At 60.9% G+C, this 16,007-nt stretch carries 15 protein-coding genes; 1 reads left to right on the forward strand and 14 read right to left on the reverse strand.

The genetic code is table 11. The features are described from left to right. The first annotated feature begins 297 nt into the window (after positions 1-297). A complete protein-coding gene (gene leuA / locus PspS04_RS22145) occupies positions 298-1,977 on the forward strand; it encodes a 2-isopropylmalate synthase (protein WP_095166031.1) in 1,680 nt (559 codons plus the stop codon). Positions 1,978-2,133: 156 nt separating this feature from the next. Here the strand turns inward: leuA and PspS04_RS22150 are convergent, their stop codons facing one another. The 14 genes from PspS04_RS22150 to hscA form a co-directional block, all read right to left on the reverse strand. Continuing rightward, positions 2,134-2,925: an amidohydrolase gene (locus PspS04_RS22150; RefSeq protein ID WP_095166032.1), complete on the reverse strand. Its 792-nt coding sequence runs from the start codon at positions 2,923-2,925 to the stop codon at positions 2,134-2,136. Beyond that, complete coding sequence (locus PspS04_RS22155; RefSeq protein ID WP_095166034.1) at positions 2,913-4,061, reverse strand: pyridoxal phosphate-dependent aminotransferase; 1,149 nt, start codon at positions 4,059-4,061, stop codon at positions 2,913-2,915. Before PspS04_RS22155 ends, PspS04_RS22150 begins: the two co-directional genes overlap by 13 nt. A 146-nt stretch (positions 4,062-4,207) precedes the next feature. Then, positions 4,208-5,671, reverse strand: a complete 1,464-nt coding sequence (gene der, locus PspS04_RS22160; RefSeq protein ID WP_159997797.1) for a ribosome biogenesis GTPase Der — start codon at positions 5,669-5,671, stop codon at positions 4,208-4,210. 183 nt (positions 5,672-5,854) lie between these two features. Continuing rightward, on the reverse strand, positions 5,855-7,006 hold the full coding sequence (gene bamB / locus PspS04_RS22165) for an outer membrane protein assembly factor BamB (protein WP_095166036.1): 1,152 nt from the start codon (positions 7,004-7,006) through the stop codon (positions 5,855-5,857). Next, positions 6,999-7,640 (reverse strand): tetratricopeptide repeat protein, encoded by a 642-nt coding sequence (locus PspS04_RS22170; protein ID WP_095166039.1) that lies wholly within the window; start codon positions 7,638-7,640, stop codon positions 6,999-7,001. Before PspS04_RS22170 ends, bamB begins: the two co-directional genes overlap by 8 nt. 40 nt (positions 7,641-7,680) lie before the next feature. Further along, positions 7,681-8,970: a histidine--tRNA ligase gene (hisS, locus tag PspS04_RS22175; RefSeq protein ID WP_095166040.1), complete on the reverse strand. Its 1,290-nt coding sequence runs from the start codon at positions 8,968-8,970 to the stop codon at positions 7,681-7,683. A gap of 22 nt (positions 8,971-8,992) precedes the next feature. Further along, positions 8,993-10,102 carry a flavodoxin-dependent (E)-4-hydroxy-3-methylbut-2-enyl-diphosphate synthase gene (gene ispG, locus PspS04_RS22180; protein ID WP_159997799.1) on the reverse strand — a complete coding sequence of 370 codons (1,110 nt, stop codon included), beginning with the start codon at positions 10,100-10,102 and terminating at the stop codon, positions 8,993-8,995. Positions 10,103-10,105: 3 nt separating this feature from the next. Then, the gene (locus PspS04_RS22185; RefSeq protein WP_159997801.1) at positions 10,106-11,104 is read right to left on the reverse strand and encodes a RodZ domain-containing protein; all 999 of its coding nucleotides are present in this window, start codon (positions 11,102-11,104) and stop codon (positions 10,106-10,108) included. Beyond that, positions 11,104-11,862, reverse strand: coding sequence for a type IV pilus biogenesis/stability protein PilW (gene pilW, locus PspS04_RS22190; protein WP_159997803.1), 759 nt, complete (start codon positions 11,860-11,862; stop codon positions 11,104-11,106). Before pilW ends, PspS04_RS22185 begins: the two co-directional genes overlap by 1 nt. Positions 11,863-11,874: 12 nt before the next feature. Continuing rightward, a complete protein-coding gene (gene rlmN / locus PspS04_RS22195) occupies positions 11,875-13,023 on the reverse strand; it encodes a 23S rRNA (adenine(2503)-C(2))-methyltransferase RlmN (RefSeq protein WP_095166047.1) in 1,149 nt (382 codons plus the stop codon). A 28-nt stretch (positions 13,024-13,051) separates the two neighbouring features. Next, positions 13,052-13,477 (reverse strand): nucleoside-diphosphate kinase, encoded by a 426-nt coding sequence (gene ndk / locus PspS04_RS22200; RefSeq protein WP_007916882.1) that lies wholly within the window; start codon positions 13,475-13,477, stop codon positions 13,052-13,054. An 88-nt stretch (positions 13,478-13,565) separates the two neighbouring features. Next, positions 13,566-13,766 (reverse strand): Fe-S cluster assembly protein IscX, encoded by a 201-nt coding sequence (gene iscX, locus PspS04_RS22205; RefSeq protein ID WP_008084655.1) that lies wholly within the window; start codon positions 13,764-13,766, stop codon positions 13,566-13,568. Between the two features lie 14 nt (positions 13,767-13,780). Next, a complete protein-coding gene (gene fdx / locus PspS04_RS22210; RefSeq protein ID WP_095166049.1) occupies positions 13,781-14,122 on the reverse strand; it encodes an ISC system 2Fe-2S type ferredoxin in 342 nt (113 codons plus the stop codon). Beyond that, positions 14,122-15,987 carry a Fe-S protein assembly chaperone HscA gene (gene hscA / locus PspS04_RS22215; RefSeq protein WP_159997805.1) on the reverse strand — a complete coding sequence of 622 codons (1,866 nt, stop codon included), beginning with the start codon at positions 15,985-15,987 and terminating at the stop codon, positions 14,122-14,124. The genes fdx and hscA overlap by 1 nt, the downstream gene beginning before the upstream one ends. Positions 15,988-16,007 lie beyond the last annotated feature (20 nt).

The following is a 16,007-nucleotide window of genomic DNA, read 5'->3' on the forward strand; positions in this document are numbered from 1 at the left end:
GCAAACATCCAGATAATTATCAAAACAGCCCGCAATAAAATCTCGATAAAAGTGACTTTTCGAGTATTCCTATCAAAGTTTTTCGACTGCTTGCCATCTTTTCCCGGCGCGGTTAGGGTTGAAAGCATGAAAACCTCTCACACCCTCATTCAGCTTCGCCAGCACCGCAGCCTGTGCCTCGTCAGCGCACGACTGCCGGGCTGAATCGCAGCGCCTCGCCCCTAGATTTATCCAACGCAACAGTGATCCACCGGCAGGCCGCCTCTTTTCGGCCAACAACAGAATAAGGACTCCCAGATGAGCATGCTCAAAGACCCGTCTTCGAAATACCGCGCGTTCCCGACCATCGACATTCCAGATCGCACCTGGCCGTCGAAGACCATCACGTCCGCGCCGATCTGGTGCAGCTCCGACTTGCGCGATGGCAACCAGTCGCTGATCGAGCCGATGGATGCGGTGAAAAAGCTGCGCTTCTGGAAAACCCTGGTGCAGGTGGGCGTGAAGGAAATCGAAGCGTCCTTCCCGGCCGCTTCGCAAACCGATTTCGACTTCGTGCGGACCTTGATCGAAGACGGCCACATCCCTGACGACACCACCATCCAGGTGTTGACCCAGGGTCGTGAAGACCTGATCGCCCGCACCTTCGAATCCCTGCGCGGGGCGAAAAAGGCCATCGTTCACCTCTACAACGCCACCTCCCCGTCCTTCCGCCGGATCGTCTTCAACCAGGACAAGGACGGCATCAAGGAAATCGCGGTCAGCGCCGCCAAGCTGTTCGTCAAGTACGCCGCGCAGCAGCCGGAGACCGAGTGGACGTTCGAATACTCGCCAGAGACCTTCAGCGCCACTGAGCTGGAGTTCGCCAAGGAAGTCTGTGACGCGGTGATCGAGGTCTGGAACCCGACGCCGGAACACAAGATGATCCTCAACCTGCCTGCGACCGTCGAGTGTGCCACGCCGAACATCTATGCCGACCAGATCGAGTGGTTCGGCCGCCACATCAACCGTCGTGACAGCGTGCTCATCAGCCTGCACACCCACAACGACCGTGGCACTGGTGTTGCTGCCACCGAGCTGGGCCTGATGGCTGGCGCCGACCGTGTCGAAGGCTGCCTGTTCGGCAACGGCGAGCGCACCGGCAACGTCGACCTGGTCACCGTGGCCTTGAACCTCTACACCCAGGGCGTGAACCCTGAGCTGGACTTCTCCGACATCGACGGCGTGCGTAAAGTCGTCGAAGAGTGCAACCAGATTGCCGTGCACCCACGTCACCCTTATGTCGGCGACCTGGTGCACACCGCGTTCTCCGGCTCCCACCAGGACGCTATCCGCAAGGGCTTCGCCCAGCAGCAGGCGGACGCCCTGTGGGAAGTGCCGTACTTGCCGATCGACCCGGCCGACATCGGGCGCAGCTACGAGGCGGTGATCCGCGTCAACAGCCAGTCCGGCAAAGGCGGGATTGCCTACCTGCTGGAACAGGAATACGGCATCAACTTGCCGCGCCGCATGCAGATCGAGTTCAGCCAGGTGGTGCAACGCGAGACCGATCGCCTGGGCCTCGAGATGAGCGCACAACAGATCCACGCCTTGCTGCACAGCGAGTACTTGCAGGCCAACACCCCGTACGCGCTGGTCAGCCATCGCCTGCAGGAAGAAAACGGCCACAGCGCCGTGGAAGTGGAAGTCTCGAGCAAGGGCCAGGGCGAAACCAACCTGCACTGGCGCGGCAAGGGCAATGGCGCCCTGGAAGCCCTGGTGGCCGGTTTGCCGATCCCGGTGGAGATCATGGACTACAACGAACACGCCATCGGCGCGGGGACCAATGCCAAGGCCGCGGCCTACATTGAACTGCGAGTCAACGGCGAACGCGCAGTGCATGGCGTGGGCATCGATGAAAACATCACCACCGCCAGCTTCAAGGCCCTGTTCAGCGCGCTGAACCGCTCCCTGAGCCAGCCACAGGCCAAAGCGGCTTAAGCCTACGCGGCAATGCAAAAGGCCCCGAATTTCGGGGCCTTTTTGTTTGTCCTTGAGGGCCTCATCGCGGGCAAGCCCGCTCCCACAGTAGAGGGTGTGCAATCCATTGTGGGAGCGGGCTTGCCCGCGATGAGGCCAGATCAGACGATGCGAAATTCAGGTGAACTCGAAGGTATCGGCATCCAGGTTCGCCGGGAACCGCGTGCGGTAGGCGGCCAGTTCGGCCGCGTCGAGCACCACCTGGAACACCCCGTCCGCCTCGCCAGCGCTGAGCAGGGTCTCGCCCTGGAAGTCCAGCACCTGGCTGTCGCCGGTATAGGCAAAGCCCTTGCCATCGGTACCCACCCGGTTCACCGCGGCGACGTAACACAGGTTCTCGATGGCCCGGGCCGGCAGCAGGCGATTCCAGTGCTGGCGGCGCGCGCCCGGCCAGTTGGCGGTGTACAGCAGCAGGTCAGTGTCCTGGGGATCGCGGCTCCACACCGGGAAGCGCAGGTCGTAGCAAATCAACGGGCGTATGCGCCACCCCTTGAGTTCGAACTGCACTTGGCGCTCGCCAGGCGTGAAGTGATTGTGTTCGCCCGCCATGCGGAACAGGTGACGCTTGTCGTAATGCCAGACTTCGCCATCGGGTCGCGCCCACAGCAGGCGGTTGCGGTGGCTGCCATCGGCGGCCTGGACGATGATGCTGCCGGTAATCACCGCATCCAGCTTCGCCGCCTGGGTCCGCAGCCATTTGCTGGTCGGGCCGTTTTCCGCTTCGGCGAGGGTGGCCGACTCCATGGAGAAACCAGTGGTGAACATCTCCGGCAGGATGATCAGGTCCGCGCCGCGCGCCTGCTCCAGCAACAGTTCGAAGTGCTCGAGATTGGCCTGGCGGTCGTGCCAGGCCAGGGTGGTCTGGATCAGCGCCAGGTTGAGGTTGGGCAGGTTGCTCAGATCACGCATAATTTTTCCGCCGCCTCACGCAGCGTCTCCTCTCGCTTGGCAAAACACAGGCGCACCAGGCGCTGTTCCTGCGGTGGGTTCTGGTAGAACACTGACACCGGAATCGCCGCCACGCCGTGCTCACGGGTCATCCAGACAGCCATGTCGACATCGTTCAGGTCCGGGCGGATCTGCGAGTAATCGACCAGTTGGAAATACGTCCCGGTGACCCGGGTAAAGCTGAATCGCGATGGCTGCAACAGATCGCAGAACAGGTCACGCTTGGCCTGATAGAACGCCGGCAGTTGTTCGACGTGCTCCGGATGGGCCGCCATATAGTCGGCCAGCGCGTACTGCAACGGGGTCACGCCGCAAAAGCTGACGTACTGGTGCACCTTGCGCAGCTCTGCCGTGAGGGCCGGTGGCGCCACCACGTAGCCGGTCTTCCAGCCGGTGACGTGGTAGGTCTTGCCGAACGAACTGACCACAAAGGCGCGTTGATACAGCTCTTCATGGGCCAGCACGCTGACATGGGGTACGCCGTCATAAACGAGGTGCTCATAGACCTCGTCGCTGACCAGGTAGATGTCGCGGTCACGGATCAACTCGGCCAGTTGCTCCAGCTCGGCACGGGAAATCAGCGCGCCACTGGGGTTGTGCGGCGAGTTGAGGATGATCATCCGCGTGCGCGGGCTGAGCGCATCCTTCAGAGCCTGGAAGTCGATCGAGAAATCCTTCGCCGCCAGTTGCACGTGCACGCAGCGCCCGCCTGCCAGGGCCACCGAGGGCTCGTAGCTGTCATAGGCCGGGTCAAAGACGATGACCTCGTCACCGCTGTGGATCACCGCCTGGATCGCGCAGAAGATCGCCTGGGTGGCACCCGGGGTGATCGTCACCTCATCCTCGGCATCGACGCTGACCCCATAGCTGCGGGCGATCTTGGCCGCCACCTGTTGGCGCAATGCCGGCAGGCCGGTCATGGGGCAATACTGGTTGTGCCCATTGGCAACATGCCACCCCAGCGCATCGCGCAGGGCTTGCGGGCCATCGAAATCGGGGAAACCCTGGGACAGGTTGAGCGCGCCGCTCGAAGCCGCGAGCTGGGACATTTGGGTGAAGATAGTGATGCCGACATTCGGCAGCTTGCTGGTGATCATCAGTGGGCCCCTGCTGGTGAGCCATGAGTTTCAAGCGACAAGCGGCAAGTGGTCAAGCCTCAACCCAGCAGATGCAAAAAAGGGTCCTGAAGAGGACCCTTTTTCTGGTTTGAGCTACAAGCTACAAGCTCATCACTCGAAGCGGCTCACTTTTTATCGCGGCGCTTCTTGTCGGCTTTCTTGTGGTGCGACATCAAACGACGCTTCTTGTTGACCTGGCGGTCGGTGAGCGTGTTCTTCTTCGCCTCATACGGGTTCTCGCCACCCTTGAACTCGATGCGGATCGGCGTACCGACCAGCTTCAGCACACGGCGGTAAGTGTTTTCCAGGTAACGCACGTAGGAATTCGGAACCTTCTCGACCTGGTTACCGTGGATCACGATCAGCGGCGGGTTGGCACCACCCAAGTGGGCATAGCGCAGCTTGATCCGGCGGTTGTTGACCATCGGCGGCGCGTGCTCGCCCACGGCGTCTTCGAGGATCTGGGTCAGGCGGTTGGTCGGCCAGCGAGTGATCGCCGACTTGAACGAGTTCTGTACCGACTGGTACAGGTTGCCCACGCCAGTGCCGTGCAAGGCCGAGATGAAGTGGATGTCGGCGAAGTCGACGAAGAACAACCGACGCTCCAGCTCGATCTTCACGAAGTCGCGTTCCGACGACGTCATGCCGTCCCACTTGTTCAGTGCGATAACGATGGCGCGACCGGCTTCCAGGGCAAAGCCCAGCAGGTTCAGGTCGTGGTCGACCACGCCTTCACGGGCGTCCATCACAAAGATCACCACGTTGGCGTCTTTGATCGCTTGCAGGGTCTTGACCACCGAGAACTTTTCGACTTCCTCGTTGATCTTGCCGCGCTTGCGCACACCCGCGGTGTCGATCAGCGTGTACTTCTCGTCGTTACGCTCGAACGGGATGTAGATGCTGTCGCGAGTGGTGCCGGGTTCGTCATAGACGATCACCCGGTCTTCACCGAGCATGCGGTTGACCAGGGTCGACTTGCCGACGTTCGGCCGGCCGATGATAGCGATCTTGATGCCGTCTTTTTCGCTTGGACCAGGAATCCGTACCGCTTCTTCGCCTTCGGCGACGTTGGCGTTCAGATCCTCTTCTTCGGTGTCACGCGGGAATTCGGCGAGGGCGGCTTCCAGCAGGGTGTTGACACCGCGACCTTGTGCACCGGCAACGCCAATGGCGTGGCCCATGCCCAGGGGGGCAAATTCAGCGCGGGCCATTTCCGGATCGATGTTGTCGATCTTGTTGGCAACCAGCAGGGAGCGTTTGTTGCGCTTGCGCAAGTGCTCGGCAATCATCTGGTCAGCGGCGGTGAAGCCCGCCTTGGCGTCTACCAGGAACAGAACGACATCGGCTTCTTCGATGGCCAGCAGCGACTGCTCGGCCATCTTTTCGTCCATGCCGTGTTCGTCACCGGAAATACCACCGGTGTCGACCAGGATATAGGAGCGCCCTTGCCACTTTGCCTCACCGTATTGGCGATCACGGGTCAGACCGGAAAGGTCGCCGACAATAGCGTCGCGGCTTTTGGTCAGGCGGTTGAACATGGTGGATTTGCCGACGTTCGGTCGGCCCACCAGGGCGATTACGGGAACCATGCGGCTCTCCACTTCGTTATTTCAGAAAATACAAAAGCCGCTGCGAGGCAGCGGCTGGTGCTCGTGTAGGAGCGAGCTTGCTCGCGAAGAACGTCACCACACCGCGTTTATCCAGACTGCACGCGTAATCATTGACGTCCATCGCGAGCAAGCTCGCTCCTACCTATAGGTCCAGCATAGTTCTTACTTGATGGTCAGCGCTTCCAGTTTGCCGCTGTTGCCATACACATAAATCGTGTCACCCACCACCAGCGGACGGGCACGAAGGCCGTCGCTGTCGATGCGTTCACGGCCGACGAAACGGCCATCCACCTGACTCAACAGGTGCAGGTAACCTTCCAGGTCACCGACTGCAACGTAGCTGGAGAACACTTCCGGGGCCGACAGTTGACGACGGGCCAGCGAATCGTTGCTCCACAAGGCTGTGGTGGAACGTTCGTCGACGCCTTCAACGGTACCCGAAGACAGACTCACATAAACGTTGCCGAAACCTTGAGCGACACCGGCGTAGCTGGAAGCATCACGCTGCCACAGCTGACGACCGCTCTCCAGGTCCAGTGCCGCAACGCGACCCTGGTAGCTGGCGACATACAGGGTACCGCCGGACAACAGCAGGCCACCGTCGATGTCGACTACACGATCCAACTCGGAACGGCCCTGCGGGATCGCTACACGCGTTTCCCACATCGGCACGCCGTTGTTGATGTTCAGCGCCACCACTTTACCGGTCGACAGACCGGCCAGCGCCAGGCGGTTGGTCACGATCGGCGCACTGGTACCGCGCAGGGTCAGGACCGCCGGGGTGCTGTCGTACAACCAACGCTGGTTGCCAGTGGCGGCGTCCAGACCGATCAGGCGATCGTCCTGGGTTTGCACCACGACCACATCACCGTTGTTGGCAGGCGGGGCCAGCACTTCGCTGGTGACCCGGGCACGCCACTTCTCTTCACCGTTGATGGCATCCAGGGCAATGACTTCACCCTTGAGGGTACCGACCATGACCAGCCCGTAACCCACGCCGACGGCGCCGGAAACCGGCAGCTCGAGGTCTTTCTCCCACTTGACGTCACCGTTGCCGCGATCCATCGCCATGACCGTGCCATTCACGTCACCGGCATAGATGGTATCGCCGTCGATGGCCGGCACCAGCATGTTGTAGGTTTCGCCCTGACCGTCACCGATCGAACGACTCCACTGCTTTTGCAGGACCACTTCTTCCTTGAAGTCGACCAGTTCGGCCGGTGGCAGTTCTTTTTTGCTGTTGCTGCTGCAACCCGCGGCCAGGACGGCCAGAGCCAGCAATGCTGCATGTTTCCAACGAATCACGTCACGCATCCCCTTTGGCCAGGTCGTCCAGCTTGATTTGTAGGCCACCGACCGCTGCTTCATCCGACAGCGCCGCCTTGGCTTTCTGGTATGCCGCATGGGCTTCGTCGGTACGACCCAACTGGACCAGCAGGTCACCCTTGAGTTCCTCGCGAGTGGCCAGGAATGCCTTGTCCGCGTCGCCTTCGAGCAGCTTCAGGGCTTCGTCGGTCTTGTTCTGCGCCGCCAGCACCTGGGCCAGACGCTGACGCGCCACTTCGCCCAGGGTCGGGTTGACCGGCTTGTCAGCCACGGCCTTGAGTTCGTTGGCAGCGTCGTCGAGCTTGCCGCTGTCGACCGCGACCTTGGCCACGAACAGGCGACCGTACTGCGCGTAGGCAGTACCACCGAACTCGCTGTTGAGCTTGTTGGCGAGGTCCGCGACACGGGCCGCGTCAGGCTTGCCGTCCGGGGTCAGCGTGGTTTCCAGCAATTCCTGGTAGAGCATCGAGGCGCCTTGCGACTGGTTGCTCTGATACTTCTGGAACGCCTGCCAGCCGAACACGATGACCAGCGCCAACAGGCCGCCAGTGACCAGGGGTTTACCGTTGCGCGTCCACCAGTCCTTCAAATCCGCCAGCTGTTCATCTTCGGTACTCGACACCCCAATACTCCTTATTCGCTAAATCGGCTGTTTGACAGCTTCAACCCTGCACGACGCAGGTGGCCAGGTGAGCGGCGAGCGCGTCCCAGGCAATGCTTTGTTGTTCGCCCTGGCCACGCAGGGGTTTGAAACCTACCACTTGCTGGGCCATCTCGTCGTCACCGAGGATCAGTGCGTACAGCGCACCGCTCTTGTCGGCTTTCTTGAACTGGCTTTTGAAGCTGCCAGCGCCGGCGTTCACTTGCAGGCGCAGGTTGGGCAACTGGTCACGCACCCGCTCGCTCAGGGTCAGGGCGGCCAGTTCGGCAGCCTCGCCAAAGGCGCACAGGTAGACGTCGACCTGCCGGGAAATCTCTTGCGGGATCTGCTCCAGGGTTTCCAGCAGCAACACCAGGCGCTCGATGCCCATGGCGAAACCCACGCCGGTGGTCGGTTTGCCGCCCATCTGCTCGACCAGGCCATCGTAACGGCCGCCCGCGCACACGGTGCCCTGGGCGCCGAGCTTGTCGGTGACCCATTCGAATACGGTCTTGCTGTAGTAATCCAACCCGCGCACCAGCTTGGGGTTGATCACATAAGGAATGCCGGCGGCGTCCAGGCGGGCCTTGAGGCCTTCGAAGTGCGCGCGCGACTCGTCATCCAGGTAGTCGGCCATCTTCGGTGCATCGACCAGTACCGCCTGGGTATCGGCGTTCTTGGTGTCGAGCACGCGCAGCGGGTTGGTCTTCAGGCGACGCTGGCTGTCTTCGTCCAGTTGGTCCAGGCGTGCCGAGAGGTACTCGACCAGCGCCTCGCGGTAACGCCCACGGGACTCGCTGGTGCCCAGGCTGTTGAGCTCGAGCTTGACCGCATCGCGGATCCCCAGCTCGCCCCACAGGCGCCAGGTCAGCACGATCAGCTCGGCATCGATGTCCGGACCGTCGAGGTTGAACACTTCGACACCGATCTGGTGGAACTGGCGATAGCGGCCTTTCTGTGGACGCTCGTGGCGGAACATCGGGCCGATGTACCAGAGTTTCTGCACCTGGCCACCGCCGGTGATGCCGTGCTCCAGCACGGCCCGGACGCAGGCTGCGGTGCCCTCGGGACGCAGGGTCAGCGAATCGCCGTTGCGGTCCTCGAAGGTGTACATCTCTTTTTCGACGATATCGGTCACTTCACCGATGGAGCGCTTGAACAGCTCGGTGAACTCGACGATCGGCATGCGGATCTGCTTGTAACCGTAGTTATCCAGCAGACGCGAAACAGTGCCTTCGAAATGACGCCACAGTGGGGTCTGTTCGGGCAGGATGTCGTTCATGCCACGGATGGCTTGCAGAGACTTGCTCACAAAAATTCCTTAATTCGTTTGATCAGCCGCGAGCGATCAGCGCTGCGTCGGCTTCGACCTTTTCGGCCGCTTTCTGGCGGATCAGCCGTTCCAGCTCATCCACCAGATTGTCATTCGTCAGTTTCTGCGCCGGCTTGCCGTCGATGTAGATCAGGTTCGGCGTGCCGCCAGTAAGGCCGATATGGGCCTCCTTGGCTTCGCCAGGACCGTTGACCACACAGCCGATGACCGCGACATCCAGCGGCACCAGCAGATCTTCCAGGCGCCCTTCCAGCTCGTTCATGGTCTTGACCACATCGAAGTTCTGCCGCGAGCAGCTCGGGCAGGCGATGAAGTTGATGCCACGGGAACGCAGGTGCAGGGACTTGAGGATGTCGTAGCCGACTTTCACTTCCTCGACCGGATCAGCCGCCAGCGAGATGCGGATAGTATCGCCAATCCCTTCGGCGAGCAGCATACCGAGGCCCACCGCGGATTTCACTGTGCCTGAACGCAATCCACCGGCCTCGGTGATGCCCAGGTGCAACGGCTGGACGATTTCCTTGGCCAGCAAGCGGTAGGCTTCGACGGCCATGAACACGTCGGAGGCCTTCACGCTGACCTTGAAGTCCTGGAAATTCAGGCGCTCAAGGTGCTCGACGTGACGCAAGGCCGACTCCACCAGCGCCGCCGGCGTTGGCTCGCCGTATTTCTTTTGCAGGTCTTTTTCCAGGGAACCGGCGTTGACCCCGATGCGGATCGGGATCCCACGGTCGCGGGCGGCATCGACCACCGCACGCACACGATCTTCACGACCGATGTTGCCCGGGTTGATCCGCAGGCAATCGACACCCAGTTCAGCGACCCGCAAGGCGATTTTGTAGTCGAAGTGAATGTCGGCCACCAGCGGCACCTTCACCAACTGCTTGATCCGACCGAAGGCTTGCGCAGCGTCCATGTCCGGGACGGAAACCCGCACGATGTCGACGCCAGCGGCTTCCAGACGGTTGATCTGGGCCACGGTGGCAGCAACATCGTTGGTGTCGCTGTTGGTCATGCTCTGCACAGCGATAGGCGCATCACCGCCCACCGGTACCGAACCGACCCAGATCTTGCGGGATTCGCGACGTTTGATTGGAGATTCGCCGTGCATGACTTATTGACCCAACTTCAGGCGAGCAGTCTCGCCACTGGTGAACGGAGCTACATCGACTGCTTGCCCGTTGTAGCTGACTTGCGCGCCGCGGGCAAAGCCCAGGCGGACAGCAAAGGGTGGCTTGCCGCTGACATCGACGGTCTCGCCCTTGCGTTTCAGACCGCTGAACAGCACTTTGCCGTTGCCGTCGGAGACCTGCGTCCAGCAGTCGGACACGTACTGGATACGGACCTGGCCAGAGCCGGCCACCGGTGCGGTTGCCACCGGGGCAGGCACAGCAGGCGCTACCGGCGCACTGACCACGGGTTCCGGGGCCACGGGAGCAACCGGGGCGACAGGTGCCGCCGGGGTGACTGGCGTCGCAACCACAGGCGCAGCAGGCGTCGCCGCCGGGACCTGGGTAGTTTGCGCGGCAGGGGCCTCGGAGGCACCTTCAGGCAAGGCCAGTGGAGTGGTGCTTTCGGTCTGGGCTTGGACGACGGCCTGGTCTTCCGGCTCGTCCAGCGGATGGATCTGGGTAGTGCCGTCGGCGCCTTCGACTTCGACGTGCTCGGGGTTCAGGCCGATCAGGTCCTTGGTGCGCAGCGAGGTTTGATCCTGCCACCAGACAAAACCGCCGCCCACGACCGCAATCAGCAACAGCAGGCTGACAATGCGCAGGATGGTATGGGAAATACGGCTGGGCTCCTCGATACGTCCCAGGCTATGGACGTTGCTGCCCTGGGCGTCGGTGCCGGTGTGCTGGTCGAATTGCTGAACCAGGACGGCCTGATCCATGCCGAGCAATTTGGCATAGGTACGGATATAGCCGCGGGCAAAGGTATGCCCTGGCAACTTGTCGAACGCGCCAGCTTCCAGGTTACCCAGGGAAATCACGGTGAGATTGAGCTTTACCGCTACTTCAGCCAACGACCAACCATTGCTTTCGCGGCCCTGACGCAAGGTCTCTCCGGGGTTTACGCGAGTCGCTGCTACAACTTCGGGATGCGCCGCTTTCATCATTGCTCCGACAGGTATTGCTGATATTCCGGCGTACCGGGATAGAGTCGTTTTAATTGCAGGCCCAGACTGGCAGCCTTGTCGCGATCTTCGAACACACTGGCCAGCCGAACGCCGAGCCATAGACTACGTGCATTTTGCTCGGCGAGCAGGCTAAAACGGTCGTAATAGTCACGCGAGGGCACATAATGCCTGTCTTCGAAGGACAACTCAGCCATTTCCAGCAAGGCCCGCGGTTGCTGGCGGTTCAGGCGCAGGGCTTTTTCCAGCTGTTGCCGGGCCAGATCACGCTGACCGAGCATCGCGGCCGTCATGCCGAGGTTCTCGAAGACCCGCGAACGTTCAGGATAAAGGCTATCGGCAGCGGCCTGTTGAAAGCGCTCGTAGGCTTCTTTGTAGCGTTTCTCTTCATAGAGAAAACTGCCGTAGTTATTGAGGATACGCGCATCGCCCGGGCGGGCCGCGAGGGCCTTGCGAAAGTGCTGCTCGGCCAGTTCCGGTTCCATTTCTGCCTGGAACACCAGGCCCAGGGCGGCGTTGGCATCGGCGTCACTGCTGTCGAGCTCGAGGGCTTTGCGTAGCGGGACTTTCGCCTGCTCGCTCATGCCCTGGCGCAGGTAGCCCATGCCCAGTTGCACATAGGCACCTCGCGCCTCGTCACGGCCCTTGCTGGTCTTCATTGGATCGAAATCACCCGATGAGACGCAGCCAGCCGAGAGGCTGGCCAACAGCAGGAGCAGCGCAACGCGCAGGGACATAGAGATCCTCTCTTAGGTACGATTCGCAGCGTCTTGCGCCAGATCGCTGTCGGCGTTCAATTCCCGCACAGCAATGTAACGTTCGCTACGGCGGGTGCGATCCAGCACCTGCCCGACCAATTGACCACAGGCGGCATCGATGTCTTCGCCGCGGGTGGTGCGCACCGTGACGTTGAAGCCAGCGTGGTGCAGTTGGTCCTGGAAACGCCGGATAGCGTTGTTGCTCGGCCGCTCGTAACCGGAGTGCGGGAACGGGTTGAACGGGATCAGGTTGATCTTGCACGGGATGTTCTTGAGCAACTCGATCATTTCCACCGCGTGCTCGACCTTGTCATTGATGTCTTTGAGCAAGGTGTACTCGATGGTCAGCACACGTTTTTCGCCCAGGGACGACATGTAGCGCTGGCACGACTCGAGGAGCATCTTAAGTGGATACTTCTTGTTGATCGGCACCAATTGGTTACGCAATGCGTCATTGGGTGCGTGCAGCGACAACGCCAGGGATACGTCGATGTGCTTGGACAGCTCGTCGATCATCGGCACCACACCGGAGGTCGACAGGGTCACGCGGCGCTTGGAAATGCCGTAGCCCAGGTCGTCCATCATCAGGTGCATGGCGGCGATGACGTTGTCGAAGTTCAGCAGCGGCTCACCCATGCCCATCATCACCACGTTGGTGATGGCACGGTCGGCGGTCGCCGGGATGCTGCCAAACGATTTATTGGCAATCCACACCTGGCCGATGACTTCGGCGGCGGTGAGGTTGCTATTGAAGCCTTGCTTGCCGGTGGAGCAGAAACTGCAATCCAGGGCACAGCCTGCCTGGGACGAAACGCACAAGGTGCCACGTTTGCCCTGGGGAATGTACACGGTCTCGACACAGCTGCCGGACGCCACGCGCACCACCCACTTACGGGTGCCATCGCTGGAAATGTCCTCGCTGACCACTTCGGGACCACGGACTTCAGCAATGACCTTGAGCTTGTCGCGCAGGGCCTTGCTGACGTTCGTCATGGCGTCGAAATCGTCGACGCCAAAGTGGTGAATCCATTTCATTACCTGACCGGCACGGAAACGCTTCTCCCCGATTGAGTCGAAGAATTTTTCCATTTCCAGCTGAGTCAGACCCAGCAGGTTAGTTTTAACAGTCGATGTAGTCATGGATTCACCTTCACTCTTAAGCCAATGCTTAGCGAGTGGTTACTTCAGTAGCTGCGAAGAAGTACGAGATTTCGCGAGCAGCAGCGGCTTCGGAGTCCGAACCGTGTACAGCGTTGGCGTCGATGGAGTCAGCGAAGTCAGCGCGGATGGTGCCGGCAGCAGCTTCTTTAGGGTTGGTAGCGCCCATCAGCTCACGGTTCAGAGCGATAGCGTTTTCGCCTTCCAGAACCTGTACAACAACCGGGCCGGAGATCATGAAAGCAACCAGGTCGCCGAAGAAACCACGAGCGCTGTGCTCAGCGTAGAAGCCTTCGGCTTCAGCTTTGGACAGTTGCTTGAGTTTCGAAGCTACAACGCGCAGGCCAGCTTTTTCGAAACGAGTGGTGATCTCGCCGATAACGTTTTTTGCAACAGCGTCAGGCTTGATGATGGAGAAAGTACGTTGAACAGCCATGGTGTAACTCCAGAAACGGTAATTTGCGAAAAATTAAACCCGCGAATTATACGCGGGTTCTTGGGTATTGCCTAACCTGCGGGGACGATCAGTCCAATTCTTCAGCCCAGAGCGTCTGAACCGCTTCCAACACCTTCTCGCCAACACGACCAGAGGTATTGTCAAAATCCGGCAGCTCTTTGATCCATTGCTGCAGATCGACGAAATTGACAGAAAACGGGTCTACGCCCGGCTTGGCCTCGGCCAACTCTTCTGCAATGCGTTGAACATCATTCCAACCGTAGCTCATGACAGTCTTACCAGTCAGTGCGGCGCTTCAGCCGCATGGTTAAGCGAATATTTCGGGATTTCGACGGTGATGTCTTCTTCACCCACTATAGCCTGACAGGCCAGGCGGGACACAGGCTCCAGACCCCAGGCCCGATCAAGATAGTCCTCTTCCAGCTCGTCGGCCTCTTCCAGCGAGTCAAAACCCTCACGAATCAGGCAGTGACAAGTAGTGCAAGCACAGACGCCGCCGCAGGCGCTTTCCATCTCGATGTGGTGTTCGTGGGCCAGCTCGAGAATAGAGGTGCCGGGCTCAGCCTCGACAACCATGCCGTCCGGGCAGAACTTCTCGTGTGGCAGAAAAATGACCTGCGGCATCAGATATCCTCGATTTCATTCAGATTGCGCCCCGACAGAGCGGCTTTCACCGTCTGATCCATGCGACGGGCTGCAAAAGCATCGGTCACTTGCGACAGACGCTTGGTCTGCTGCTCGATGGCGTAACCATCAGTACCTTTCATCAGTTCGATCAGTTCCTGCACCTGCAGGTCGATAACCATGCGCTCTTCGGCGTCGAGCAAGCGCTCACCATCAGCCTCCAGGGCACCCTGCACCGCCTCGACCAGGCGCTGGGCATCAACTTGCTGCTCGCGCAGGACGCGGGCGGCCTTGTCGTCATTGGCGTGTTGGAACGAATCCTTGAGCATGCGGGCAATTTCGCCGTCGGTCAGGCCGTAGGACGGCTTGACCTGGATGCTCGCCTCGACGCCCGAACCCAGCTCGCGCGCCGAAACGCTGAGCAGGCCGTCGGCGTCGACCTGGAAGGTCACACGAATCTTCGCTGCACCGGCAACCATGGCCGGAATCCCGCGCAATTCAAAACGCGCCAGGGAGCGGCAATCGCTGATCAGCTCACGCTCGCCCTGCAGCACGTGAATCATCATGGCCGACTGGCCGTCTTTGTAAGTGGTGAAGTCCTGGGCGCGCGCCACCGGGATCGTGGTGTTGCGTGGAATCACCTTCTCCATCAGGCCGCCCATGGTTTCCAGCCCCAGCGACAACGGAATCACGTCGAGCAGGAGCAGTTCGCCACCGTCACGCTTGTTGCCCGCCAGGGTATCGGCCTGGATCGCAGCACCAATGGCCACCACCTGATCCGGATCGATTTCCGTCAGCGGCTGGCGACCAAACGCCTCAGCGACAGCCTCACGCACCCGCGGCACACGGGTGGAACCACCGACCATGACCACCGCGTGCACGTCGTCCAGCTCAATGCCAGAGTCACGCACGGCACGACGGCAGGCCTTGAGGCTGCGCGCGACCATTGGCTCGATCAGCGCATCAAAGGCTTCACGGGTCAGCTCGGCTTTCCAGGCACCATGGACCACTTCGACCGACGAGGCATTGGTCAACGCTTCCTTGGCCGCGCAGGCGGTTTGCAACAGTTGACGCTGCGCGCCCGGATCGAGGTCGGCGGACAAGCCGGCGCTCTCGATGATCCAACCCGCAATCGCGTGGTCAAAATCGTCGCCACCCAGGGCGCTGTCGCCGCCGGTAGCCAGGACTTCAAACACACCGCCGGTCAGGCGCAGAATCGAAATATCGAAGGTGCCGCCGCCCAGGTCATAGATAGCGACCAGGCCCTCGGCGTGCTGGTCCAGCCCGTAGGCGACCGCCGCAGCCGTTGGCTCATTGAGCAAGCGCAGCACGTTCAGGCCGGCCAGCTTGGCCGCATCCTTGGTGGCTTGGCGCTGGGCATCGTCGAAGTAGGCCGGAACCGTGATCACGGCACCCACCAGCTCACCACCCAACGCCGCTTCAGCGCGCTGACGCAGGACCTTGAGGATGTCGGCGGAGACTTCGACCGGGCTTTTCGGCCCTTGAACAGTGTCGATGAACGGCATGTGCGACTCGCCACCGACAAAGCGGTACGGCAGTTGCTCGCCCAGCTGCTTGACGTCGGACAGACCACGACCCATCAAGCGCTTGACCGACAGCACCGTGTTCAACGGGTCGGTAGCAGCAGCCAGCCTGGCGGACTCGCCCACTTCGACGCGATCTGCGTGATAGCGCACGGCAGACGGCAGGATGACCTGCCCGTCAGCATCGGCCAGCGGCTCGGAAAGACCACTGCGCAACGCAGCGACCAGCGAATTGGTAGTGCCCAAGTCGATCCCCACAGCCAGACGACGCTGGTGCGGTTGAGGACTTTGGCCGGGTTCGGCGATCTGCAGTAGGGCCATCGTTATCAGGACTTATCTGT

It is taken from the genome of Pseudomonas sp. S04, assembly GCF_009834545.1.
In the GTDB taxonomy this organism is placed as follows: domain Bacteria; phylum Pseudomonadota; class Gammaproteobacteria; order Pseudomonadales; family Pseudomonadaceae; genus Aquipseudomonas.

Bases quoted from the DNA above. Each gene is read 5' to 3' on its own strand.
- bamB (WP_095166036.1), bottom strand. From the start codon at position 7,006: ATGCGTGACGTGATTCGTTGGAAACATGCAGCATTGCTGGCTCTGGCC.
- der (WP_159997797.1), bottom strand. From the start codon at position 5,671: ATGGTTCCCGTAATCGCCCTGGTGGGCCGACCGAACGTCGGCAAATCC.
- rlmN (WP_095166047.1), bottom strand. From the start codon at position 13,023: ATGACTACATCGACTGTTAAAACTAACCTGCTGGGTCTGACTCAGCTG.
- hscA (WP_159997805.1), bottom strand. From the start codon at position 15,987: ATGGCCCTACTGCAGATCGCCGAACCCGGCCAAAGTCCTCAACCGCAC.
- ndk (WP_007916882.1), bottom strand. From the start codon at position 13,477: ATGGCTGTTCAACGTACTTTCTCCATCATCAAGCCTGACGCTGTTGCA.
- PspS04_RS22185 (WP_159997801.1), bottom strand. From the start codon at position 11,104: ATGAAAGCGGCGCATCCCGAAGTTGTAGCAGCGACTCGCGTAAACCCC.
- iscX (WP_008084655.1), bottom strand. From the start codon at position 13,766: ATGAGCTACGGTTGGAATGATGTTCAACGCATTGCAGAAGAGTTGGCC.
- leuA (WP_095166031.1), top strand. From the start codon at position 298: ATGAGCATGCTCAAAGACCCGTCTTCGAAATACCGCGCGTTCCCGACC.
- pilW (WP_159997803.1), bottom strand. From the start codon at position 11,862: ATGTCCCTGCGCGTTGCGCTGCTCCTGCTGTTGGCCAGCCTCTCGGCT.
- PspS04_RS22150 (WP_095166032.1), bottom strand. From the start codon at position 2,925: ATGCGTGATCTGAGCAACCTGCCCAACCTCAACCTGGCGCTGATCCAG.
- fdx (WP_095166049.1), bottom strand. From the start codon at position 14,122: ATGCCGCAGGTCATTTTTCTGCCACACGAGAAGTTCTGCCCGGACGGC.
- ispG (WP_159997799.1), bottom strand. From the start codon at position 10,102: ATGCACGGCGAATCTCCAATCAAACGTCGCGAATCCCGCAAGATCTGG.
- PspS04_RS22155 (WP_095166034.1), bottom strand. From the start codon at position 4,061: ATGATCACCAGCAAGCTGCCGAATGTCGGCATCACTATCTTCACCCAA.